The organism is Mameliella sp. AT18, from assembly GCF_028807275.1.
GTDB classification, from domain to species: domain Bacteria; phylum Pseudomonadota; class Alphaproteobacteria; order Rhodobacterales; family Rhodobacteraceae; genus Antarctobacter; species Antarctobacter albus.
This window is the reverse complement of record NZ_JARAMO010000192.1, coordinates 14651-36447: the sequence shown is the minus strand read 5'-3', so window position 1 is coordinate 36447 and position 21797 is coordinate 14651. Positions and strand designations below refer to the sequence as shown.

Below are 21797 nucleotides of genomic sequence, written 5' to 3'. Positions count from 1 at the left end.
GGGCTCCGCGCCCGGCGCGCTTGCGCCAGGCGGGGAACCAGAATACCCAAATCCAACCTGCAGACTCTCATTATGAACGAGGGACCAGCAGGGGGCAGGTCAGGGGCAGGGATGGTGTTCTCGAATCCGCAGGCGGCGCAGGTGAACCAGAGGTAGATCATGGGGCTTGGTTGCACTGATCACTGTGCGAGACAATCCTGGACGAGCTTAGACACTCTCGGCCCGAGGACGAAGCCTACATGCAGCTGCGCAGCGACCAGGACCACAACACTGGTCGGGGTCTTCGTCGCTTCCGGCTCAAACCGGACCTCCGGTCGGCTGGTCAACGCTGCGGTGCGGCTCCCCCGAACCGGCCGTCCATGACCTCGTGCAGCATGCGCTGCGAGGCTAAGGTCGGCTGTGCGGGACAAAGCGCCAATTCGCTTCACCTGCACCAATGTCGGCTTTTGGTTGTCTAGCCGGTTTTTCCGGGGCGACCGGCTGCCCGTAAGAAGACGGGTGCAGCATTTCCATCCAAAACGGCAGCAGTCAACAACCCATTCGACGTGGCACCTGTGTCGATACAAATCCGATTGGCCTTAACCACAGGTTCGTCACCGGGCGTATGACCGTGTACGACCACATAGCCATGTTCCTCTTCGCTATCTAGGAAGCGCGATCTAATCCAGAGCATATCTTTGGTTTCCTGTTGATCGATTGGAACGCCCGGGGCGATCCCCGCATGAACAAACAGATAGGGTTCGACGGCTTTGTAGAGTGGTAGAGAATTCAGCCAAGCAATTCTATCTTCACCCAAACTTGCATGAAGTTCGTCAGGGTCGTAGCCGCCAAATCGAAGAGACATACCAAAGGACGAAAGTGTTTCCTCACCTCCGTTGGAAAGCCAAGTGTACCAAGCCTGCCGATTGTCCGTGGCCAGACATTCCAGCAGCATCGCCTCATGATTTCCGAGAAGGCATGTCATTTGAAAACCGTCTAGGCCCGACATCAGCCGATCAATGACCTCACGGCTATGCGCACCGCCGTCGATGTAGTCGCCGATGTGGATCAACTCAGCATCTCTGCCCGAGTGCATTAGTCGGTGGTAATCGCGAATGTGCTCGTGCAAGTCGCGAAGCAAGTCGTCGCGACCATGTACATCACCAATTGCATAGATAACTTTGTCCATGATTTCAGATTAGAAGCTATAAACAAGCAATGCCATCAATCCCGCGAAGCGGCCATTCGTACACGTTGCAGCATCGGTGACTTCGGGCTCGAAGCCGTCATGCTGCCGCGCTAAGATCAGAGCCGAGCGGGGACCAGGCCGCACCCTCAGACCGCGGCCCGCACAGAAAATCCTTCACCACTGCAAACGTTCGTGCCTCTTCCCCGCGCTGCGCGGCAGCTGTCGCATTTCGGACACTAGCGACAGCTCACGGCGCGCATAAGGCTATTCGGGATCTCCGACTTTTCCTTCCTGTCTATGGAACGGCGACAGCGGCGGGGGCAGCCGGTGCCATGTCGGCAATGAAGGGACTCGCTTGCAGGATTGCCGTTCCGTAGTTGACATAAGCTGGTGTTATGCCCGCCCTCATCGCGTCTGCCAGCGGCATTTCTTGGGAGTAGGTCAATATTAGCGTGCCGGGTTTCCCGTTCGCTGGGTCTGCTTTTACTCGCGTAATGCCGACGAAGAATAGTCTGCGCTGTTCTTCGTCGTAGTGCTGCCTTTCGAGCGGAGTCATCGGTTTCTTTGGTGCTCTCGGCAGTAGGCCATTCACGCAACCCGCGATGATCGTCACAGGCGAACTCAGTCCCTTGCTCTTGTGCAGGCTCATAATGCGGACTTCTTGGATGTCCGTCGGTATTTCTGGCTGCGTGATCGCTGTGATCAATTCACCGACCAGAGTCTGTGAGTCTATCGTCGGGTCAGCCGCGATCAAACCGACGGCAATGTCCCGCAGCTCGCGGGTGTCTGCCTGACCATCGGGAAATAGCGCGTCGACCACCGCCGCTAGGTCGGGCAACGCGGCCAGAGCATTCAATTCGGCCACAAGCGCATTGAAATCGGTCACAACGGGTCCTGTGTATGGTATGCGCAAAGCGCCCGCGCTCAACTGACAGAAGGCCTGCCACGGCGACAAACCGGTCGCTTCACAATGATCGCGAACACGCTTGTAGCCCGCAGCGTGGAAATTGTTCCCGCTACGCCCCACCAGCCAGCGCAATGCGACGCGGTCGTCTTGGTTGGCGAACAGTTTCAACAGCGCGAACGAATACTGAGCAGCCTCACACTCTAGCTCGGACTCTGTGTATTCGGATCGGGCGGGGACGCCATTTGCCAGAAGCGCCTCGTAGATAGGCGTTCCGACGGCGCGGCTTTGGGCGAGGACCAATATGTCACCCGCAGGTGTGCCCGAGACTATCATCTGCTGGATCGTTGCCACGACGCCCGCGACCTCGCGGTTCAAATCCGGGTATTGCAGAATTCTTACTGAACCCGGTCCCTTAGCAGCGATAGGTACCAGCGCGCGCGGTACTGGACGATGGACGTTGTTGGCGATAAGGGCGTTCGCCATGTCAACAACGCTCGTCGGGCAGCGGTGACAATCAACAAGGTTCAAGTCGTCTGCGCCTACGTTGGTCAGCAGCCAATCCCGAATGCCGTCCGGATGGGCGTACTTGAATCCGTAAATTGACTGGTCGTCGTCGCCGACTATGCAAACTTCCGCCACTCCAGAAAGCAGTTGGATGATCGCTTGCTCCGCCTTGTTCAGGTCCTGATACTCATCGACCAAGATATGGGTGAACTCTGCGCGTTCAGGCGCGGCGGGGTTGGCCGAAAGGTATCGATAGATTTCCGGGATCACTTCGCCGATCAACATTGCCTCGTGGAACCGCAGCCATTGAAGCAAGTCGTGCTGGAATGCGGCCTCCGCTGGAGAGGGTGCGTAGCCCGGCGTCTGGTGGCTGAGGCGAGCCCACGCCGCTTCGTAGGCTTGTTTGAGATCACCTACTGCCCTCTTGCCGCCGTGCGCCGCCATGAGGTCGCAAACCATTGCTTGCGTTTCGAAGTCATTCAGCGGACGCGGAATGCGCCCGGTAGCCGCGAGAACATGGTTCCGGGTGAGCATTCGAAGCGCGAGGCTGTGAAGGGTGTGAGCGTTTAGTGCGTTGCATCCGGGGACGCCCATATTGACCAACTCGCGATGCAGGTCCTGCGCGGCAACTCGGGTGAACGTGACTGGTAGAATGAGGTCAGGCGCGACACCGGCTTCTAAGAGGCGGGCGACCCGACGTTTCATCGCAAAAGATTTTCCAGTGCCTGGCCCTGCAACTACGCGAACGCGTGGATTTGTTGTAGAAGCAATATTGTGTGCCGGTGTCCCCGGCGTTAATCCATCAGCCCAAGCCATACACTTCTCCAATAATCCGAGAACGAAACGCGCCCCAAGAAGTAGACGTTATCGTAAATTCATTCAACGCCGCCGTGCCGCAATCCGGTTGATCAGCCCAATATGCAGTACCCCGGCACGTCACCCGGGAAAGGCCCGACCTGGCGCTGCACCTCGATATACCCTCCCTGCGGATCGAACCGCGCGCACCGTCCACAGACCCCCTGCCCGATCAGGACCGCACCGATGTCGCGGCCATCGTCCAGAACACAGCGCCCAACTTCTCGATCGTATGTCCGGTCGCCGTTCAACCTGCAGGTTAGGTCCCGCCCCTCGACCAGGTCACGCATGGCAGCGGTCGCGAGTTTCCCGAGGTCAGAGCCGCGTTCCTCGCAGTTCAGACCGTTGAGGCGGATCGGGATGCCCGAGACCTCGATCGTGTCGCCGTCGCGGATGTGGGTGACGCGGCCCGTGACCAGGTTGGGATCTGCAGGCTGATCAGTGGCGCGGTCCAAAGCCCAGCCACCGGCAACGAGGATCATGACGACAGGGAGGATCCGTCCCTTCATGCGGCGCATTAATAGCATAGAAAACAAAATGCCTTATGATTGATGCACTGCGGGTTTCCCGCAGGACTCTACAGATTTCAGGCGAATAAGAACATCTGCGAACTACGACCCTCGACAAGCCAGATAACGCTACGATACTATGCTAGATTAAGTGGGATAGCCCGGGACCTCGTACCATAGATAGCCCCGGGCTTGGGAAACTTCAGACTCGCGCCGCAGCGCGTCCTCCCACTGTCTAGCATGCCCCCGTTTGCAGGGGAGGTCAAGACGGCATGCTGCGGCGCAGCGCCCTAGGAGGGCGATGACATGACTGTGAGCACAGGTGAAATGATCCTTCGCGGAAGGACGATTCGAGTGGATGACGATGGGTTTGTTTGCCTCAACGACATTCACAAAGCTGCAGGCTACTCAAAGAACAGGCGTCCGTTTGACTGGCAACGCCTCCCCTCAACAAATCCTTTGATTATAGCAACTTACGAGAGGGTTACGGGAAAATCCCGTAAGTCCAAGATCCGCATCTCAGAGGTCTACAAAGTTGTTCCCGGAATGGGAACGTGGGCACATCCGATCTTGGCTGCTGCGTATGCCGGCTACCTAAAGCCTGAGCTTGAGGTAGAGATGAAAGAAGTCTGGCTGAGATATAAGTCAGCCGACGCCACCTTGGCGGACGACATCCTCGACCGCGCTACCGACGAAGAAAACGAATGGGCTGCTACGCGCGCTCTCGGAAGGGTCAAAAGATTTGAGTACACTAAGGCCCTCGACGAACATGGTGTCGAGGGATTCGGCTACGCCAATTGCACGAACGCAGTCTACAAGCAACTATTTGACGCCACCGCTAAAAAATTGAAGCAGCAAAAGGGCTTGCCAAGCAAAGCGAACCTGAGAAACGCCATGTCAAAAGATGAACTTGTCTTTGTGATGATGGCGGAGACTCTCGCCAAAGGGCGGATTGAAGAGGAAGCCCCGCAGGGTAATGGGCCGTGCGCAGCTGCGACAAAGCGATCGGCTGCACATGTACGGCGAGCCATTGATGCAGATAAGAATGATCGTCAGAAGCCTCTCGTTTGACTTCGGTTTTGGCCCTTCGGGGCCAGCCTTCCACCGCCCTGCTATTCCCCCACCCCACCCAACATCTCCCGCGTCCAGCCAGACATCGACCGCATCCGCGCACGATACTCCGGGGCCAGGGCCTGCCAAGCGGGCCTGAAGGTCTCGCAGGCCTTCCACGGCTGGCGGCCTTCGTCCCAGTAGTGCGGGCGGTCATCCATCGGCATGCCGCACAGGACCACTTGGTCGAATCCCATGTCGATCAGCGCAAGCTTGGCCGCGAGCAGGCCGGATGATCCGAATCTGACCTACCCTGGGATGATGCCGATTTGAATCACGAGGGAGCAGATCCACGCCCACCAGCGCAGGAAAGCATCGTTCCGATGGACCGAAGGCTGACGTTGCAATAACAATCAATACTGACCTCCGATGCGAACATACCAAGAGAATTCAAAAAGAAGATATCTATGTCAAAAACGGATAACCCGCCTCAAAAGTTTCTCCACGTACGAGCCGGCACAGGCACAATAGGCTTCGACGGGATGGGGGCAATTGATTTTGAGAAATCACCACTAAACCAAGTGCCTAGGAAAGACGCGGAGGGTAATGCGTTTTTTACCACGGCTGAATTAAATTTCGATAATGACCCGATAATTGTGATGCGGCGCGGCGTGAGGCTCTTTGATCTGACGATCGAGGGAGCCCACAATACTTTGATGGTGACGCCAGAGATTGCAGAAATATCCAATGGGAGAATCCACAACAGCACAAACGGTTTGACGCCGGTTACATGCCAGTTTGGGAAGCGACGCAGGCCTTACCTGTTCGGTAACCTTTCCGTGCATGATGCCGATTGTTTTGTCGATTGGGACAACTCTTTATTCAACATTGCAGACCCCAGTTTGTTTGAGATTAACAAGTCCAGAATTGAGGACGGCAAAGTACCACTAGAACACGAGATTGAATACCACGCTGAAAATGTGAGGTTCGGAAACGTAGCGGAAGCCAGGGCCGCTAGCTCAGTATCTCGTAAAATAATACCGTCGCGTTTATCGATTTATTGCAAGCCGGTCGACATCATACATTTCACAGCCACTCAAGCCTTGATCAGCAAGTGTCTGTACGATCTGGTAATGGGGCAGGAAAGACCAAAATATCGCGTGCCGGGCATTGTGGCATCTCGCCCACTGGTCCAGGTGGAGTTTCTGGATCCGACGAGTTAGGCTATATTCCACAAGGGAGTGAAATAAGCGCTACCGAGACAACGGGTTAGTTCGATACCTTGTTGTTGTTGACGTTTATAGAGCCCCCCTGAAAGTAGTCCGTCTACTGGAAAATATTATGGAGGATGAGCCAGACGTCGCGACATAGTTGCTCAACGTGTCCTGCCGGAGGACCAAAATTGTAGAGTACCTGGCCAATGCAGCACGCCACTTACGGCTGGGGAAACAGTTGAAACCCGATCCACAACGCATCAGAGCAAGAAAATCTGAAATGAACAAATTCTTTCGAAACACATTTGCGGTGATGTTCCTGATAACCGCCGGTTCGTTGAGGACCTTATCACAAGCCGATGAGAGCACTGGAAAAATAGTTGAAAACAGCATCAAGAACATCAATGACATGCTGTTTATGGAGGGTAAAACCATAACCAGCGCTTCCATAGACCTGGAAGGAAGATGCCCGCTTCTCATCTTTCGAACGGAGCTTCGAGGGGAGTGCCGCTTTCAAGGAGCCGGAAAAAGCGAAACAGTAAAAATATCCTTGAAGCACGTTGTCATCGACAGCCCTCGCGTTAGGATTGATAGGTCAATAAAACTCGATGCGGACCTAGTTCACATAGTAACGACCGCTGATTGGGACCACATGGATTTTGGTGATTGTGACGGCGTGACCGCTCCTTTGGAGGTCACAACGGAGCTTTGCAAGGTCAAGGACCCCTTAGTTTTTCACCCGTTCTCCGCAAGAACCGTTTTTGTGAGAGCAGGGTATGGTGAACCATTTCTGTCCGCACTGAGAACCCTGATATCGGAAATCGACTGACATAATGCACAGCTCACTCCGTTGCCCTGTCTTACAGGCCTTTTCCAATTAGGATCATCTAAATCCAGCAGCGTAGAGTTCCACACACAGCCCCCACAACAGCCTCGACGAACTCACCGTCCAGCCTGGCATAGATAATGCCCATGCAAGGATTGGGCGATCGTCACCGCGCCAGCTCCGCCCGCCGCGCCGCACTCGCCGGCGTGTGATCGGCACAGCGGGCGCGGGTCCAGACACCGGCCGCACAGCCGCGCGCAACGGTTTCGTCGATCCGCTCCTGATCCTCGATCATCAGGCCCTGCGCGCCGGGCAGCGCATCACCGAGGGTCGCTGCCAGGCCCGGCACACTCTCCGGCTGCGAAATCCCACAGGCCCCCAGCAGCAACACAGTCGCGGCGGCCCAGCTCCGCCCAGATCGCGGCTTTCGTGGCATCGTCATTCTCCTGTTGGATGTCCCGGGCGTGGTCGCGCCGCCCCAGCGCGTAGATCCCGGCGGCGAGGCTGGCGGCCAGCGCCAACGCGATGGCAAGGCGGGTCATGCCTTGATCTCCGGCAGGTCGATGGTCTGCCCCGCAAGCTGGTGTGTGCTGTCCGGCAGGAACCGGATGCGGCCATCCTCGACAAAGCTGTGACAGACGCGGGCGGGCCGATCTGCCGCCGTGAACTCCTGCCGGTGGTTGATCGAGGGCGACAGCGTGGGCCGGTCGAGATCGCCGTTGAAGGTCCAGCACGGACGGCCCGGGCCGGTGTTCAGCATGTGCGTCCAGCCGCAGCCGGGGCATTTGAACTCGACCGAGGTTGCGCGGGCGATGATGCGGGTCATCCGCGCACCTTCAGGCAGGCGATGTTCTTCCGGTCGATGTCATGCTGTTCAACCAGCTTGGCCTTGGCAGCCTCGCAGAGGGTTTCCGTTTCGAACTCGACCTGCACGATGTCCATGCCGATGTACCAGACCATGACCCACAGCATCACTTCCGCGCCGCCTTCCAGACGCGCGCCAGGACCAGCAGGCCGAGAGCAGCGGCCAGGAACAGGCCCAGCCCCCAGGCCGCATCCAGCGCCCAGGGTGGCGCGCTGTCGATCACGCGGGCGCCGCCATAGCCCGTCCCTGCCCCGCCCAGCACCTTGGTCGCCTCCTTCAGCGAGGTGTCGATCCGCGAGGTGACCGGGTCCTTGGGGTCCGGCTGCGGCGCGGCGCGGATCTGGCGCAGGGCGGTCATGACCTCGTCGATGCTGGCGTGCGCCTTGTTCAGCCCGTCACCCGCGTAGTAGCTCTGCCCGGCCCGCACGGTGCGCCCCTTGACCTGGACGTCATGCGGCACCGGCAGGCTCGCCCACTCTTTCGCCAGCGACAGGGCGAAGGCCTCGGGCGCCATGCGGCCAGCCAGGAAATCGTCGAGGCCGCCCCGCCGCAGCAGCCCCAGCGCCAGCCGGTCCTGCGTGGCCCGGTCGTACCGGGCGGTCAGGGGCACGCCAGCCTCGCGGTAGAGGCCACGCAGCGTGTCCTCGAGGATCTGGTAGGCCCCCGCCGCCTCGCTGTTGTACCGGCGGTCGATGCTGTCCTGCCAGTCCAGCACCTGCCCCACGGTCATCTCGACCAGCGGGCGCGGCGGGTGATCCTGCGATTTGATCCCGCCCCAGACGGCGCCGTAATCGTCGGCGCTTTCGTGCAGGCGCAGAACCGCCAGCAGCGGTTCGACCGCCGCGATGGTCTTGTCGGTCATGCCGAGTCCTTTCGATTGTCGGATGTGTCGTCGCGCACCAGCGCGCGCGGCAGCAGCGGCCCCCGGCGCCACAGGCCCCAGAGGTTCAGCGCCAGGCAGCGCCTCACTTGAGGCCCAGGACCTGGGCCAGCTTGTCCCAGAACAGGGCCACGCCCCCGGCAGCCATCGACCCGAGACAGCCCAGCACGATCCCCGCGCCGGTCATGCGGGCCTTCCAGCTGGTGACGGAGCGGGTGACGGGCTCGACCTCGTCCAGCCGCGCCTCGATCCCGCTGATGCGCAATTCGCGCAGGGCGTCGTCCTGCCGCTGGCGGACAAGTTCCTCGCGCAGGCCTTCGAGCGCGGCCCGATGTGTCTCGGTCTCGTGCAGCATCCGCTCTGACGTTGCCGCAAGGCGCCCCAGTTCGGCGGCCAGTCGTTCCTCTGTCATGCCGCACGCAGTGCATCGGATGCGTCGAAGCGGAACCCAAGCGGCCCACCCATGCGGTTCTCGATGTAAAGCGTGCCGTCATTGACAGAGATGGTGACCGCCGCATCGGCGCCCGTGGTGCCCGCCAGCACGGCGGTTGACAGCGTCACCGCGCTCCCCTTGCCGATCTCGCCGGTCGCCTCGTTGCCGCTGTCGGCCCGGTAGTGGAACAGGGCCCAGACGTTGGCGTTGTTCTCGGCATAGACCCGGATGAACCCCTCGTCCTGCGGCAGGTCATAGGTGGTCACATCGTCATCCGCGATGAAGGTGGCGGCGACGTCGATGCGATGCCGACCGATCTCTTTCCACAGGCTGGCCGATCCATCGTATTCCAGCCGCAGCCTGTCGCCCGCCAGCATCGCCCAGTTGCGCCCGCCGGACAGTTGGATGTTGCCACCCGAGGGATCGCTTTCGTCCCGGATCGTGAAGCTCGCGCCAGCGATGATTTCGACCTGGCGCCCGTCCCAGGAACAGTTGGAATTCGTGACCCCGAACTGCGAAGCTCGGATCGTGGCCACCGCAGCAACTCCGGTGAAGGTGAACACCTCCAGCCCCGGATGCAGATCGACGGTGCTGCCCGCCTGCGCGATGCTGGCCGAGGAGCTGACCTCGTTGGGGCCGATGTTCACGTTCGCAGGCAGGGACGTCGGCAGCAGAAAGTCGATACCCGACATGCCGGTCACCTGGTTGTCCTTCACCTTGGCGCTGGTCATCGTGCTTTCGACCTCGATGCCCGTGGTGCCGCCGTTGAGCGTGTTCGACACGATCTTGACGTTCGCGCCCCGGACCAGGTGCACGGCAGGCGCGTTGGCATAAGTCCCGGTATCAAGGTTCGCGTTGAACAGGTCGCAATGCGCGATCTCCACGAAATCCGCGTCATCGCTGTTGATGACCACATGGCTCTTGTTCGCGCCTTTCATGTAGCCGCCCAGCCAGCTGAACCGGCGGCATTGCATGTTGATGACCAGGCTGCTGACCTGCGCGCCGGAGATCCCGCAGCCGGTGAAATCAATATCGCCTGCCGTGCTGCCGCCCGCGCCGTTCGTATCGGTGAAGATCACGCCGTAATCGGTGTTGCCCGGCTTGGGATCGCAATGGTGCCCGACCGACTTGAAGCTGGTGAAGGGCATGGCGTCATGCAGCGGCGCGAAGTGGAAACAGGCGTGCGTGGCGCCGTTGGAATGCCCGCCGACAATCTCGACCCCATCGAAACTGTCGAAGTAATAGCAGTCCACCGCGCCGTTGCCGCTGGCCACGGCATTGACCTGAAAGATCCCCACCGTGTTGCATTCGGTGTACCAGGCACCCCCGCCGCTGGCCTGGTAGGCGCCAGAGGGATGGGTCTCCACGACCTCGCGCGCCGTGACCTTGATGAGCGCAGAGCCGGACAGGACGCCGCCTGTCGGGTTGTGAGTGGCGTCGACAACGATATTTGCCCCGGTGGCCGAGGCGTTGCAGAATTCCAGCGTGCAGTTTTCCCCGACGCCCGCGAAATGGAACTGGACGTAGTGGTTCCAGGCACTGACGTTCTGGATCTGGAAGCGTGCAGCCCGATCAACGTAGATGTGCGCGCCCGCGCGCGGATTGTCGGCGGTCATCCACATGGCCAGCCCGTTGATGCCGCCGCCCTCGACTACGTCATCAGTGGTTGGCGATGCTGCACCGGTCGAGTCAGACGGCACCACGCGGAAGGTGCAGGCGGTGGGATTGTTGTTATCGACCCGCGTGGCGGCGTCCCCGGCGGCGCCATAGATGTAGACCCCGCTGTCGCCAACCACCACCTCGTCGCTGTGGAGGTATCGCTCGGCCAGGAACTGCACCCGACCGCCGGACACGTAGACACCCGTGCCCGCGAAGTCCTCGGCAAAGTCAACCGCCGCCTGAGTGGCTGCCAACATGTCGGTCACGCCCTGCGATGTGTTCTCCGCCCAGTGGTTCGGCGTCACCATCCAGGGCGCGGCAGGCATCCACCATTGGCCGTCTGCCGTCTGCAATGCCTGACCCACGGCGCCCCGCGTGTTGCGGACATAATCTATGACCCCGCCGGAAGGCGTCTTGACCCGGATGCAGTTGACCGTCGCCGGAATGTTTGCCAGCTCCGCCGCAGCCCGGCTCTCGAAGGCGTTCTGGTTGGCAGGCCCTCCGTAGTCGCCGCGCAGCCAGTTGCCCGAGAAGGTGCTCGTGCTGGCGCCATCCGCCAGCGACACCAGCCAATCGCCAGCATTGAACAACTGACCATCAACTGTGCCGGGCACCGAGACGATGTAATAATCACCCCGGGACGTTCCGGAGGGAAAGCTGCCGCTCGTGGCGTCCCAATCGCCCGCAGGGGCCAAGGTTGCATTGGCCGCCGCCTGTGCCGCTGCGTCGACAGCCTCGTCCCGCGCGGTCCCGGCGGTCGTTGCCGCGCTGGTGGCTGTCGCCTCGGCGGCCTCTGCTGCCGCCTGCGCGGCCTGCGCCCCTGCCAGCGTGGCCGCCGCGCTGGAGGTCGAGGTCAGCCGGTATTGCGTGCCGTCGAAACGAAAGTCGACGACCATGTCCTCTGTCAGGAACCCAGCTGCCAGCGCGCTGCCGTCGGCATCGACCAGCGCCAGCGCGCTGCCGCCGTCAATGGCCACGGTGACGGCCCCGGTATTGTCCGCCGCCACCTGCATGGTGAAGGTCTCGGCAAAGGCGCCCGACTGCCAGGACCGGTTCGCTGTGGCCGCGATCACATCCGCGCTGCCCGCCGCCGAAAGGACGACAGGGTCCGTCGTTGAAAAACCAGCCGGCAAGGACGCGACCTTGACCCAGGCGTCGGACTGTTCCTGGTAGACACCCCGGTTCGAGACCGTGGCATCGTTCAGCACCACCGCGAAGCTGCCATCGGTCACGCCCGAGGCCGTGGGCAGATCGGCGAGATCGTCCTCGTAATAGCCGATGGCCGTGCCCAGCAGGCTCTCGAAATACTCCAGCAGCGCCGAGAGCAGGGTCAGGTCGATCTGATTGTCCGCACGATTGGGAAGGCCCAGCACCGTAGTGCGGGCGGGAAGAGCAACAGCCATGCTCGCCTCTCTGTCAGGTGATTTCGATGGTTTCCGGGCCGGTCTCGTCGCCCTCGATGCCAGAGGCATTGATCGGCGCGACCCAGTAGGCGTAGACGCCCGCCGCCAAAGAGGCGTCGAGCCATTCGTCGTCTGCGTCCGGCAGACCGTATTCCGTGCGCACAAGCACCGCGTCGCCCAGGTCGAAGGGGCCGGAATAGGCAGCGGCATAATCCGCCCGGTAGATCCGGGTGGCGTAGTAGGCCGCGTCATCGGGCGAGGTGAAAGCCACGGTCACGTCGCTGCCGGACTTGGACACCGACAGGTTGCCGGACCCATGCGCCGCCGGCGCCGTGGTATTGGCCACTGCCACCACCGACAGCGGCGTGTCCGGCTTCCATTCGCTGACGTCATAGCCCGAAGTGCGCGCGCGGATCTGCGCCTCGTAGGTGGCGCCGTCCACCAGCCCGGTCTGGATGTATTCGCTGGCGCCTTCCTGCAACTCGACCTCGACCCATTCGTCGCCGTCGCGGCGCAGCCGCAGGACCGGGAACAGGTCATCCGGCGCCGTCCAGGTCCACATGATCTGCGCCACCCCGCCCGTACCCTCGACCACGGAACCGGCAAGGTCGGTGATCGGGTCGACCGGGTCGGACCCGGACACGTCGTCGTTGTTGTAGCTGGGGGGCGCCGGTTCTTCGGTCGCGGCGGTGAAGGCCCAGTCCTCCTCGATGCTTTCGGCCAGCTCGATCTGAAAGCTGGTGCCGTCGGCGTTCATCTCGATCATCGAGACCTCGCAGGTCACGTCCCGCAACAGGATCGGGTGCTGCACCGTGACGAAGCGGTGCGCCAACTGTTTCGCGCCGCTGCTGGCCTCGGACCATTCCCGCCCGCCGATCACCTCCAACCCCGCAAGGCGCAGGGTGCCGGACAGCTTGATGGGGGCACGTTCCGACCGGGCCAGCGGTTTCAGCACGCGCAGCGCCTGGTTGTGGTTGTCGATGCCGTAGATCGCCAGCGGGCGCGCGATGCGAGGCGCCACCGCGTCGACGATGAACGGCGCGGACGGCGTCTCGCGGTAGGCATTGCCGGGTTCGCGGTACTCGGCGACGTACTCGGTCGGCGGGTTCATCCCGAAGTTGCCCTCGACCATCGACAGCGACTCGAAATCGCTGGCGGTCAGGGTCAGGGTCGGTTCGATCCAACGCCCGGCGTAGAAATCCACCTTGCCGTCCGGGCGCTGCCAGATGAACCCGTTGGCCGCGGCGACGAACTGGGCCCGGACCTGTTCGAAGTTCTGGTCGTCGGTGAAGGTATGGTTGAAGGTGTAGCGCGACTGCGATCCGCCATCGCGGTTGGTCACGCTTTCGTCGCAGACATCCGCCTCGATCGCGACCCGGTCCCAGTCGACCTCGAAGCCCCAGACGTTGACCAGCTCATGCGCAAAGCACAGCGCCCAGTTGTTGCTGTAGCCGGTGCTGTCGTCGCGCGGGTCGTAGATCTCGTTCCAGAACTCCCAGACCGGGGCGTAGCCCGGTTCGCGCCCCTGGGTGTAGACCTTCAGCGCCTGTTCGGCGGCGGCGCGGCGGTACTGGAGGGCCGCGTAGCTGTGCCCGGCAAAGTCATGGGAGGCGGTGATCTCGGTAAACTCGGCATCCAGGATCGCATCCACCGCCTGCGACGGCCCGCCGGTGTGGGTGCGAATGTTGACGTAGGACCCGCGTTCCGTATCGGTCGCGGAATAGGCACTACGCCGGTAGCGGTCCGACACGACGTTCCCGACCTCGTTGACCGTCACCTCTTCGAAGTCGAGGAAATGTGCCACCGGCCCATTGGTGGGATGCGCGGCCAGGGTCACCGTCATGTGCCGCCGGTTGTCGACCAGCCCGGAACGGAAGCCGACCGGCCCGCCCTTGCGCAGCTTGCCATAGGCGCGTTCCATCAGCGCGGCGGACTGGATGTAATTCGTCAGGCGCTGCGAGGGTTTGGGCAGTTCCGGCTGCGGCGTCAGGGCCGACACAAGCGCCGAGGTTCCAAGGGCCAGCAGGGCACGCCCCGCCAGCGTGCCGAAGAACCCCGTGACGTAGGACGAGATTGCGAAACCAGCGGTGAACCCGGCTGTGGCAAAGGTGCCGCCCAGAACGGCAGTTGTATTGAATATCCCGGCGAAAAGGCCTGCGATAAAACCTGAGACCGGTTCCGCAGATGCCGCTGTCGGCGCCGTCAAAGCCGTCGTCACCAGCAGCGCACCCAGCAACCGCCTACCCTTCGACATAACCCACCTCCCATGCCCCCATAAGTCGCTCAGGCCGGGCGCTATGGATGCGCGCACCGTCCTCTTGGCCACCGCGGCACACGAAATTGCCCGGCTCGATGCAGATTCCCGCGACCGGCAAGGGTTGCCCCCTGCCGGGATGCCACAACTTGAACAGTGCCACGTCGCCTCGGACCGGATCTTGAGTCGGGGCGCAGCCCGCCCGGATTTCGAGGTATTCACGGGCAATGCGGAGCGGCTGGGTGAAAAACCGCGTGACGCGCTGCGCCTGGGCCGCGTCCTCGTAGGTCAGGCGCAGATCCTCGGTCAGGTCGAGGCCGCGCACCTGCCCGGCCCAGTCCAGCGCCGACAGGCAGCAATCGGACACACCCCATCGGGCGGGCTCGGCAAGCCAGCCCTGGATGAACAGTTGCAGCCGGGTCATCCGATGATGCTCTTTTCCTGCCGGGGTTCGGTCGGGATGAACTCGTAGCTGGGGTTGTCCTCACCCAGCTGCCGGGAATGATCGGCAGTGTTGTAGACCAGCCGCCGCGCGCCGTTGCGCACCCGGAACGGGCTTTCCATGTGCAGGCGGATCACCCGGACCACGTCATCGGGCGCGTCGATGGTGATATGATCCATCGTCAGCTGTGTGACCTGGCGCGGCGCATGCACGGGCGCATACATCTGTTCCACGCTGTCGAAGACCTGCAGGTAGCGGGTAAAGGCCCGCCCCTTGACGTAGGCCGATCCCAGCTCGGTGATCTGCGTCACCAGGTCGGAGGGGTCGACCGGATCCTCGAAAAAGGACAGCGACACGCTGGAGGCCTTGGCCGTCCCGTTCAGCCCGAACCCCAGCGCATCCGCCTGCACCAGGCGCGACCCCCACCATGTCTTGCCGTCGATGTCGGTGAACTTGCCATCGGCGCCCAGGATGAACCCGTAGTCGCCGTCGGGCGTGTTGACATTGGCCAGGTGCAGCAGCCGCTGCGACTGTGCCCGGAAATCGTAGCCCGAGGGGAAAAAGCTCATTGCGTCACCACCTCGCGCAGCGCGATCTCTGGCCGGGCGCGGTGATCGCGGGCGTAATGCGGCGCGGCCCCGGTCGGATTGACCAGTTCGAACAGCCCGTGCGCCTCGAAATGGACGATGTCGCCATCGCTGACGGCGCTGCGCAGGCAGGGTTCCACCTGCAGGGTCTGTTCCGTGCCGCTGGTGTCCAGCACGCCGACCACCTCGAAGGGCCAGTCGTCGTGGCTCAGCCTCTGGCCCATCTGGACCGGGGTGCCCGTGGGCGCGTAATCGACGGTGATCTGCGTGGCCCCGATCGCATGGGCGCCGACCGCCAGCCCGAAGGGCGTATAGGCGAACCCCAGCCCGTTCGAGAAATACTGGCCTTCGGAAAACGGCACGCCCTGCGCGGCATGACTGCCCGCCATCGCGGCCCAGTCCGTCCCCAGCGGGTCGATCATCGGCAGGCGGATCACCCGTTCGCGCCCGCGCGCCATGCTGACCACGGCCCGCCAATGCAGGATCGCAGCGCGGTGCAGGTGCAGCTTCGGCTGCCCCGTCCAATGCGGAAAGGCCGAGGTGAACATCTGGTTGATGTTGTTCGTTGTCGGCCCCGCGTCCTGGCCGCGATGGTCGAGGGTCCAGTTGATGCCGCTGGACCGGACAAGGCTGCGTGGCACGGTCAGGATCTCGCGCGCCATCAGAGCGTCCCCCTGCCCTGCAGCTCGCCGATCATGGCGCCGAAGTTCTGGCGCTGGAACTGCGCGTAGCCGCCAAGCTGTTGCAGGCTGCGGGCCTCTGCCGCTCGCATCCACTGCACCTGCACGCCGTCACCGATGCCGATGAACGGGATATCCTGTTGACGGCCGCCCGGCCCGCGCCGATAGTCGCCCGCTGCATCCGAGGACCAGCGTTCGCGCGGGTGCACGACGGCCATCATGCCGCCCTTACCATCGACCCCGCCAGAGCGCGGCCCGTTGCCGGTATAGCCGCGCGTGTCAAAGCTGGGCAGGAGGCCCCCGACCACCGATTTGACCAGCCCCATGATGCCACCCGTCACCGGCTGGCCCGCGATGGTGCGATACAGCGCGTATTCGATGGCGGCGCGTGCGATGGCCTGCTTGAGCTGATCAAAGGCGTTTTTCTGGCCCATGATCGTGTTGATCACCGCATCCCGGCCCTGCTGGACGTAGCGGGTGAACTGCTGTTGTCCCTCGCTGGCCTTCCGGTAGGCCTCTTTCGTGGCCTCGACATGGCGGTTGTAGACCTCCTGGCTGATCCGGCCCGTTTCCAGCAGTTCCTGCGCCAGCCGCATCTCGGCGTTGTATTTCTCCAGTGCCGTTGTGGTGGCCCGGCGGATGCGCAGCGCCTCCTGATCCAGCCGGTTGGCCTCTCGCGAGGCAGCACCGCCGCCACCGCCGTCGATGTCCGGCAGCGTGAATTGCAGGCTCTTGCCGAGTTGCGCACCCATATGGTTCGTCTGCCAGTCCTTGATGGACCCCCCGAAGTTGCGGGGATCGCCCCCACGCCCGCGCCCGACCCGGTTTGCATAGACGGCATCGTCCGCCAGTCCCTGTGCAATTCCCGCCGCATAGACAAAACCCTGCCGCAGCAAGTCCCGCAGCTCGCGCGCCCCCTGTTTCGGACTACTGAAGTCAATCGAGGCCACGGCACTGCCCAGGTCCCGCGCCGCCGTTTCGCTGTCCTTGATCAGGGCGTCGATCTTCTCGGTGGCGTCGACACCGGCGTTCATTTCGGCGTTGATGATCACCAGCTTGAGCCTGAGCTCTTCCATTGAGCGGATCAGGGCGTCGTTTTCCGCCCTGACACGCGCGGTCACGGCAGGATCGTACTCATCGCGCCCGATCATCTGCCCCGGACCACGCGCCCGGCCAGATGCGATCTCCTGCTCTCGCCGGATCATTTCGTCCAGTTGCTGCGCATGTTCGGCCAGTCGCGCCCTGGCGGCCCGCCGCTGATCCTCGAGATCCATCTTGCGCAGCTCTGCCAGGGCTTCGCGGGCGCGCGCTTCCATTCTGAGCGATTGCAGGACCTGTGGCGTTACCTGCGCCTGCGCGATGCCGGTCAGCGCGATGGCAGCAGTATACCGTTCCTGCGCAGTGCGCGCCTCTTCGAACGCCGACTTGTAGTTCGAAAAGGCCGAGTCGAGCGCCTGGCCCAGGTCCTCTGCCGCCTCTTCTGCTTCGAACAGCTTGGGAATGAAGGCCGCGCCAAGACCCACCGCGGCACCAGCGATCAGCGGCAAAATACCCCCAAACCCGCCGAGGATGTCCGGCAGCTGGATCGCAACCGCGCTTATCAGGTTCCCACCCGCCGCGACCTGCTGGCCGATCTGGTTGACCTGCAACAGGCTGTTGCGCAGCCCCATGCTAGCGCCGACGCTGGCCGTGTCGACCAGTTCCATCGCCGAGGCCGCGCCCCGCGACCGCGCCTCCAGGCCCGCAAGGACCTGCGCCGCATCCTGTTGCGAGGTAATCCCCAGTTTCACCGCCCGGTTGACCTGGTCCTGCGCCCTCTCGAACCGCATCTGGGCAGCATAGGCCGGGTCGATGCTGGCCTTGAGCGCCTTGAACTGACGTTCCTCCGCATCCAGCATTCGTTCGAAAGCCTTGGCGGATGTTTCCGCCGACTTCTGCCCGCGGTCGATCTTTTCATAGGCCTGCCAGCCCGAGTCGCCGATCTTCTTGAACCCGCCCTCGACCTGCTGGCCGCCGGCAAGTTCAGCCCGGTATGTGACCTTCCGCTGCACCATGTCCTGCGCTTTCGATTTCCTGGTCTGCCGCTTCGTTGATCGCGGCCACAGCCGCCTGCTCGATCCGTGGCATCAGCTCCGCCACGGCCACGCTCGGGATGCCCAGGGCATCCCCGACCGCCAGGACGGCGGTCATGTCGTATCCGATGACCCGGCCCGAACTGGCCCGGATCTGTCCGCCGCAGCGCAGGGCCAGGTCCCAGACCTGCCGCCCCTCGATGCTCTGCGGTGCGTTCACCTTCATCGGGCAGGCGTCACAGACGCCCGCGCAACTGCTGCAATAGCCGTCCGAGCCGAAATGCCATTCGGCCCGACGGCTCAGCCGTTTCCCTCTTCGTCCACCGCCAGCGCGGGCAGGACGTACGTGTCGCGCCACGCCTGGTAGATCTTGTCGTCCTCGATCAGGGCGTCGATGTAATCCGGCGAAGGTTCGATCGGTGCGCCGGATTCATCCCCGACCCCTTCCCATGCCACGATGGCATGGCGGGCGAAGGCCTTGGCCCAGCCCAACATCCCGACCGACAGCGCCGCGGCCTTGGCATCCTCTTCGCCCGCGTCGTCCGTGGTGACACCGGAGAACAGTTCGTGCCGTACCTCGTCCATCATCGAGGACCGCGCGGGCAGGACCTGCACCTGCACGCCGCGCGGCAGGTCGATCCAGTAGGGTTCGGGTTTCAGGTTCAGGTTCAGCATCAGTAGCTCTCCACCGTGTTCAAAAGGGTTGCGGTCAGCATCGCGCTGTCGTCGGTGTCGCGCGCTGCCATGAAGCTGAAGTTGGCCTCGATCCCACCGGGCCCCTCGACCGGGCGGCCGGGGACGGACAGGAAGACGCGCGGCATGGCCAGGGTCAGCTTTTCCGTCGCCGATTTCGTCAGCACGAAGGACAGCGCGATCGGCGTGCCCACCTTGGCGGTGGTGAACAGGCTTTCGCTGGCGAAACGCAACCGCAGGTTCCCGGTCATGGCGGCGCGCATCGGGTCCAGCCCGCCGATGAACTCATCGCCGGTCACCGTGTCCACCTGGTCGAGGTTGTTGCTGAACGTGAAATCCGCCGAGACCACGTTCGCCTGCGCCGAGGCGTCGATCTCGACGCTCGCCTGCCGCTGCATGAAGCGCGACAGCGCGTAGCTGGACGGCGTCCCGGCGGCGGTGCTGGAGGCCGGCGCCGTCACGCCCTGCCCGATCACGCCCACAGTGCCGTTGACCCGTCCGCCCCGCTGCAGCGTCAGGCGCAGGTTGTCGGCGCGGCAGCCGCGAAACATCTCGTAGCTGGGAACGTCCGGCACTTGCTTTTCCAGGCTGAAGCTGGGCAGCGACCAGGCGCCGGATTCGAAGGTGTGGCTGTGATGCGTCGTCTCATCGGTGCTGGTGGGTGCGCCCATCAGCGCCTTGAGCCAGAAGCCCACGGCCTCCAGGTCAATCGGGATGCCGATGTCGCCCGCGACATTCGCCACGTCCAGGTCCGCATCGCCCGGGTCGCGGGTGCCGACCAGGTCATCCTCGATCAACCCCCGATCCAGCGCCAGCCCGTTGGACATGTGCGGCAGGAAGTAGAACCCGCTCGCCGGAGCCGTCTTTTCGGTGCTCTCGAATACCGCGGCGGCCAGTGACCGCTCGCCCCTTCCTCGTGCCATGTCAGGCCTCCTTCAGGTCAAAGGGTTTGTGGTGGCGTAGGACAAGGTGACCCGCACCACGTCCACACGCATGCTTTTGCCGCCCTGTACGCGCTGATCGTCGCTCTCGACCGGCTGCGCCTCAACCCAGTCGCAGAGACCGCCCAACGTCCGGTCCGCCTCGATCGCGGCGCCCAGCTCCTGGCGGCGGGCGTCTGTCACGGCCTCGCGGCCCGTGGCGCCCTGGGCGTAGAACTCGAACTCGACATCGTGGTCGAGATGATAGGTGCGCGGCAGGGTCATGCTTTCGACCACCGGGCGGCCGTCACGCATGATCACCAGACCGGCGGCGGGAATAGCCTCCGGAACGACAAGGTTGCGTTCGACACCGCCCGTCACCGCGCCGTTCGCCAGCGTGTGCAACGCCGACAGGCGCGCCTCGACATCACTCGGCATCCCTGCCCCTCATTCTTCAAAGCCCACGGAATCGAGGATGCGCGCCGCCCAGCCGTCCGACTTCGCGAGGAAATCCAGCTTCTTGCGCAGCTTGACCTGTTTCACGAGGTAGAAGACGACCGAGGTCTGTTCCCCGGTCAGTATTCCGTCCTTCCGGCGCCGCCCGCCTTTGCGGCGGACAAGCCCGCCCTTGTTGATCCGGGTGCCATCGGCCACCAGGAAACTGACGCGGCTGTCGCGGTAGACGAACCGCAGCTTCAACCCGGTCTTCTGCTCGAAGGCGGCGGGCGTCATCTTGCGCCCGAACCGCTGCTTACCGGCCCCCGGCGCCGGGATCGCCAGGTACAACCCGTTGGGCGACCGGATCAGCGATCCTTCAAGATGCGACAGGATGATCTTGGGCGAGTTGGCCCAGACCAGCGCGGCCGCGTTCATGCTGTTCTGCCCCTGCGGATAGGTCTGGTGCCTGACCGAATTGGCCAGCCGCCCGCCCAGCCCGCTTTCGCGGATCTCGTCGCGCCAGGCATCCTGCAGGAACTGGCCGGCCCGCCGCATCGCCGCCGTGTGGCTGCGCTCCAGCTGCTCAAAGTCCCGGCGGGTGATGTCGCGCAGGTCGCCGTCCTGTGTCACGCGCAGGCTCATGCCGGAACCGTATCCAGCAGCCAGATCGTGCGCTGATCGTCACGTTCCGGCTGCCCCTGCACGATCCGGTCCTCGCCGTCATAGCTGATCGTATCGCCAGCCTGCGGGCTTGCGACATCCGAGATGCGGATCTCGTAGACCACGGTTTCGGACGTGATGGCGCCGCCGTACATGTCCCGCGTGAGATCCGGCGCAGTGCGGATTGCCCGGATGGTGGCCGGTGTTCCGGTTGCCGACGGCGTATATGTGGCATCCGCCGCCATGTTCCCATCTTCGAACAGAGCGTCCAGGGCGGCGGAAAAGGCGTTCATGTCAGACGCCTCAGCTTGCGGCCATCAGGCCGGCGTCGACCAGCGCGTCGCGCAATGCGTTGATCTCGGCCGCGCTGCCACTCGAAGCATCGGCGACATTCGCCGCAACCGGATACTGGGCTGCGCCCAGTCGGACGTTGCCCAGCGTGTCACCTGCACCGCTGGCCACGGCCTCGGTACAGGTGCCGATCAGCAGGTCACCATCGGACGCGGTGGTGGTGCAACGGCTGTTGCCGTCGTCCCAGTAGACGCGGTCGCCGACCGACCAGGCCTGCGAGCCGACCTTGGTCAGCTGCACCACGCCGGTGATCTGCAACGACAGGTCCGCGCCGCTGGTCGCATCGTGGATGGCAACGCCGAACATGGACCCGGTCAGGACCGGGGCGCCGGACGAAACGGTGCCAGCGGCGGCAATCACCAGCCGGGCACCTTCTTGGATGAAGTTCTGCATCTGTCTGTCCTCGTGTCAGGGAAATTGTGGCCAC

At 63.0% G+C, this 21797-nt stretch carries 26 protein-coding genes; 3 read left to right on the top strand and 23 right to left on the bottom strand.

Going from position 1 to position 21797, the window contains the following annotated elements; all coding sequences use genetic code 11:
* Positions 1 to 454: 454 nt before the first annotated feature.
* The 3 genes from PVW46_RS17155 to PVW46_RS17145 form a co-directional block, all read right to left on the bottom strand.
* Complete coding sequence (locus PVW46_RS17155; RefSeq protein WP_083242362.1) at positions 455 to 1168, bottom strand: metallophosphoesterase family protein; 714 nt, start codon at positions 1166 to 1168, stop codon at positions 455 to 457.
* 295 nt (positions 1169 to 1463) lie between these two features.
* Positions 1464 to 3395, bottom strand: coding sequence for an ATP-dependent helicase (locus PVW46_RS17150; protein WP_083242361.1), 1932 nt, complete (start codon positions 3393 to 3395; stop codon positions 1464 to 1466).
* Between the two features lie 92 nt (positions 3396 to 3487).
* The gene (locus tag PVW46_RS17145; RefSeq protein ID WP_139132341.1) at positions 3488 to 3943 is read right to left on the bottom strand and encodes a thermonuclease family protein; all 456 of its coding nucleotides are present in this window, start codon (positions 3941 to 3943) and stop codon (positions 3488 to 3490) included.
* A 306-nt stretch (positions 3944 to 4249) separates the two neighbouring features.
* On the opposite strand from PVW46_RS17145, the gene PVW46_RS17140 reads away from it, so the two are divergent.
* On the top strand, positions 4250 to 5014 hold the full coding sequence (locus PVW46_RS17140; RefSeq protein ID WP_083242359.1) for a KilA-N domain-containing protein: 765 nt from the start codon (positions 4250 to 4252) through the stop codon (positions 5012 to 5014).
* Positions 5015 to 5055: 41 nt separating this feature from the next.
* Here the strand turns inward: PVW46_RS17140 and PVW46_RS17135 are convergent, their stop codons facing one another.
* Entirely contained in the window at positions 5056 to 5250 is a 195-nt protein-coding gene (locus tag PVW46_RS17135) for a hypothetical protein (RefSeq protein ID WP_069210119.1), read from the bottom strand.
* A gap of 210 nt (positions 5251 to 5460) precedes the next feature.
* Here PVW46_RS17135 and PVW46_RS17130 point away from each other — a divergent pair, with 210 nt between their 5' ends.
* Positions 5461 to 6216, top strand: a complete 756-nt coding sequence (locus PVW46_RS17130) for a hypothetical protein (RefSeq protein WP_069210118.1) — start codon at positions 5461 to 5463, stop codon at positions 6214 to 6216.
* A gap of 271 nt (positions 6217 to 6487) precedes the next feature.
* A complete protein-coding gene (locus tag PVW46_RS17125; protein WP_069210117.1) occupies positions 6488 to 7036 on the top strand; it encodes a hypothetical protein in 549 nt (182 codons plus the stop codon).
* 163 nt (positions 7037 to 7199) lie between these two features.
* Here the strand turns inward: PVW46_RS17125 and PVW46_RS17120 are convergent, their stop codons facing one another.
* From PVW46_RS17120 to PVW46_RS17030, 19 genes are all read right to left on the bottom strand, one after another.
* Positions 7200 to 7328, bottom strand: coding sequence for a hypothetical protein (locus PVW46_RS17120; RefSeq protein ID WP_274576815.1), 129 nt, complete (start codon positions 7326 to 7328; stop codon positions 7200 to 7202).
* A gap of 25 nt (positions 7329 to 7353) precedes the next feature.
* Complete coding sequence (locus PVW46_RS17115; RefSeq protein ID WP_274576814.1) at positions 7354 to 7575, bottom strand: hypothetical protein; 222 nt, start codon at positions 7573 to 7575, stop codon at positions 7354 to 7356.
* A complete protein-coding gene (locus tag PVW46_RS17110) occupies positions 7572 to 7859 on the bottom strand; it encodes a ubiquitination-like system serine protease family protein (protein ID WP_069210115.1) in 288 nt (95 codons plus the stop codon). Before PVW46_RS17110 ends, PVW46_RS17115 begins: the two co-directional genes overlap by 4 nt.
* Complete coding sequence (locus PVW46_RS17105; protein ID WP_190285485.1) at positions 7856 to 8008, bottom strand: hypothetical protein; 153 nt, start codon at positions 8006 to 8008, stop codon at positions 7856 to 7858. Before PVW46_RS17105 ends, PVW46_RS17110 begins: the two co-directional genes overlap by 4 nt.
* Entirely contained in the window at positions 8005 to 8760 is a 756-nt protein-coding gene (locus tag PVW46_RS17100; RefSeq protein WP_069210114.1) for a lysozyme family protein, read from the bottom strand. Before PVW46_RS17100 ends, PVW46_RS17105 begins: the two co-directional genes overlap by 4 nt.
* A 103-nt stretch (positions 8761 to 8863) precedes the next feature.
* Positions 8864 to 9190: a hypothetical protein gene (locus tag PVW46_RS17095; RefSeq protein ID WP_069210113.1), complete on the bottom strand. Its 327-nt coding sequence runs from the start codon at positions 9188 to 9190 to the stop codon at positions 8864 to 8866.
* Positions 9187 to 12273, bottom strand: coding sequence for a hypothetical protein (locus PVW46_RS17090; RefSeq protein ID WP_069210112.1), 3087 nt, complete (start codon positions 12271 to 12273; stop codon positions 9187 to 9189). The genes PVW46_RS17095 and PVW46_RS17090 overlap by 4 nt, the downstream gene beginning before the upstream one ends.
* A 13-nt stretch (positions 12274 to 12286) precedes the next feature.
* Entirely contained in the window at positions 12287 to 14527 is a 2241-nt protein-coding gene (locus PVW46_RS17085) for a phage tail protein (RefSeq protein WP_139132400.1), read from the bottom strand.
* Positions 14514 to 14951 (bottom strand): DUF6950 family protein, encoded by a 438-nt coding sequence (locus PVW46_RS17080; RefSeq protein WP_069211064.1) that lies wholly within the window; start codon positions 14949 to 14951, stop codon positions 14514 to 14516. The genes PVW46_RS17085 and PVW46_RS17080 overlap by 14 nt, the downstream gene beginning before the upstream one ends.
* Positions 14948 to 15538: a hypothetical protein gene (locus PVW46_RS17075; RefSeq protein WP_069211065.1), complete on the bottom strand. Its 591-nt coding sequence runs from the start codon at positions 15536 to 15538 to the stop codon at positions 14948 to 14950. The genes PVW46_RS17080 and PVW46_RS17075 overlap by 4 nt, the downstream gene beginning before the upstream one ends.
* Positions 15535 to 16218, bottom strand: coding sequence for a hypothetical protein (locus tag PVW46_RS17070; RefSeq protein ID WP_274576809.1), 684 nt, complete (start codon positions 16216 to 16218; stop codon positions 15535 to 15537). Before PVW46_RS17070 ends, PVW46_RS17075 begins: the two co-directional genes overlap by 4 nt.
* Entirely contained in the window at positions 16218 to 18290 is a 2073-nt protein-coding gene (locus tag PVW46_RS17065) for a hypothetical protein (protein ID WP_069211067.1), read from the bottom strand. Before PVW46_RS17065 ends, PVW46_RS17070 begins: the two co-directional genes overlap by 1 nt.
* Complete coding sequence (locus PVW46_RS17060; RefSeq protein WP_069211068.1) at positions 18259 to 18534, bottom strand: DUF7697 family protein; 276 nt, start codon at positions 18532 to 18534, stop codon at positions 18259 to 18261. Before PVW46_RS17060 ends, PVW46_RS17065 begins: the two co-directional genes overlap by 32 nt.
* A 74-nt stretch (positions 18535 to 18608) precedes the next feature.
* Entirely contained in the window at positions 18609 to 18983 is a 375-nt protein-coding gene (locus PVW46_RS17055) for a hypothetical protein (RefSeq protein WP_069211069.1), read from the bottom strand.
* Complete coding sequence (locus PVW46_RS17050) at positions 18983 to 19924, bottom strand: phage tail tube protein (protein ID WP_069211070.1); 942 nt, start codon at positions 19922 to 19924, stop codon at positions 18983 to 18985. Before PVW46_RS17050 ends, PVW46_RS17055 begins: the two co-directional genes overlap by 1 nt.
* Positions 19925 to 19936: 12 nt before the next feature.
* The gene (locus PVW46_RS17045) at positions 19937 to 20359 is read right to left on the bottom strand and encodes a hypothetical protein (RefSeq protein ID WP_069211071.1); all 423 of its coding nucleotides are present in this window, start codon (positions 20357 to 20359) and stop codon (positions 19937 to 19939) included.
* Positions 20360 to 20368: 9 nt separating this feature from the next.
* Positions 20369 to 21001 carry a DUF6441 family protein gene (locus PVW46_RS17040; protein ID WP_069211072.1) on the bottom strand — a complete coding sequence of 211 codons (633 nt, stop codon included), beginning with the start codon at positions 20999 to 21001 and terminating at the stop codon, positions 20369 to 20371.
* A complete protein-coding gene (locus PVW46_RS17035) occupies positions 20998 to 21312 on the bottom strand; it encodes a head-tail joining protein (protein WP_069211073.1) in 315 nt (104 codons plus the stop codon). Before PVW46_RS17035 ends, PVW46_RS17040 begins: the two co-directional genes overlap by 4 nt.
* Before the next feature lie 10 nt (positions 21313 to 21322).
* The gene (locus PVW46_RS17030; RefSeq protein ID WP_069211074.1) at positions 21323 to 21763 is read right to left on the bottom strand and encodes a DUF2190 family protein; all 441 of its coding nucleotides are present in this window, start codon (positions 21761 to 21763) and stop codon (positions 21323 to 21325) included.
* Between the last annotated feature and the right edge of the window lie 34 nt (positions 21764 to 21797).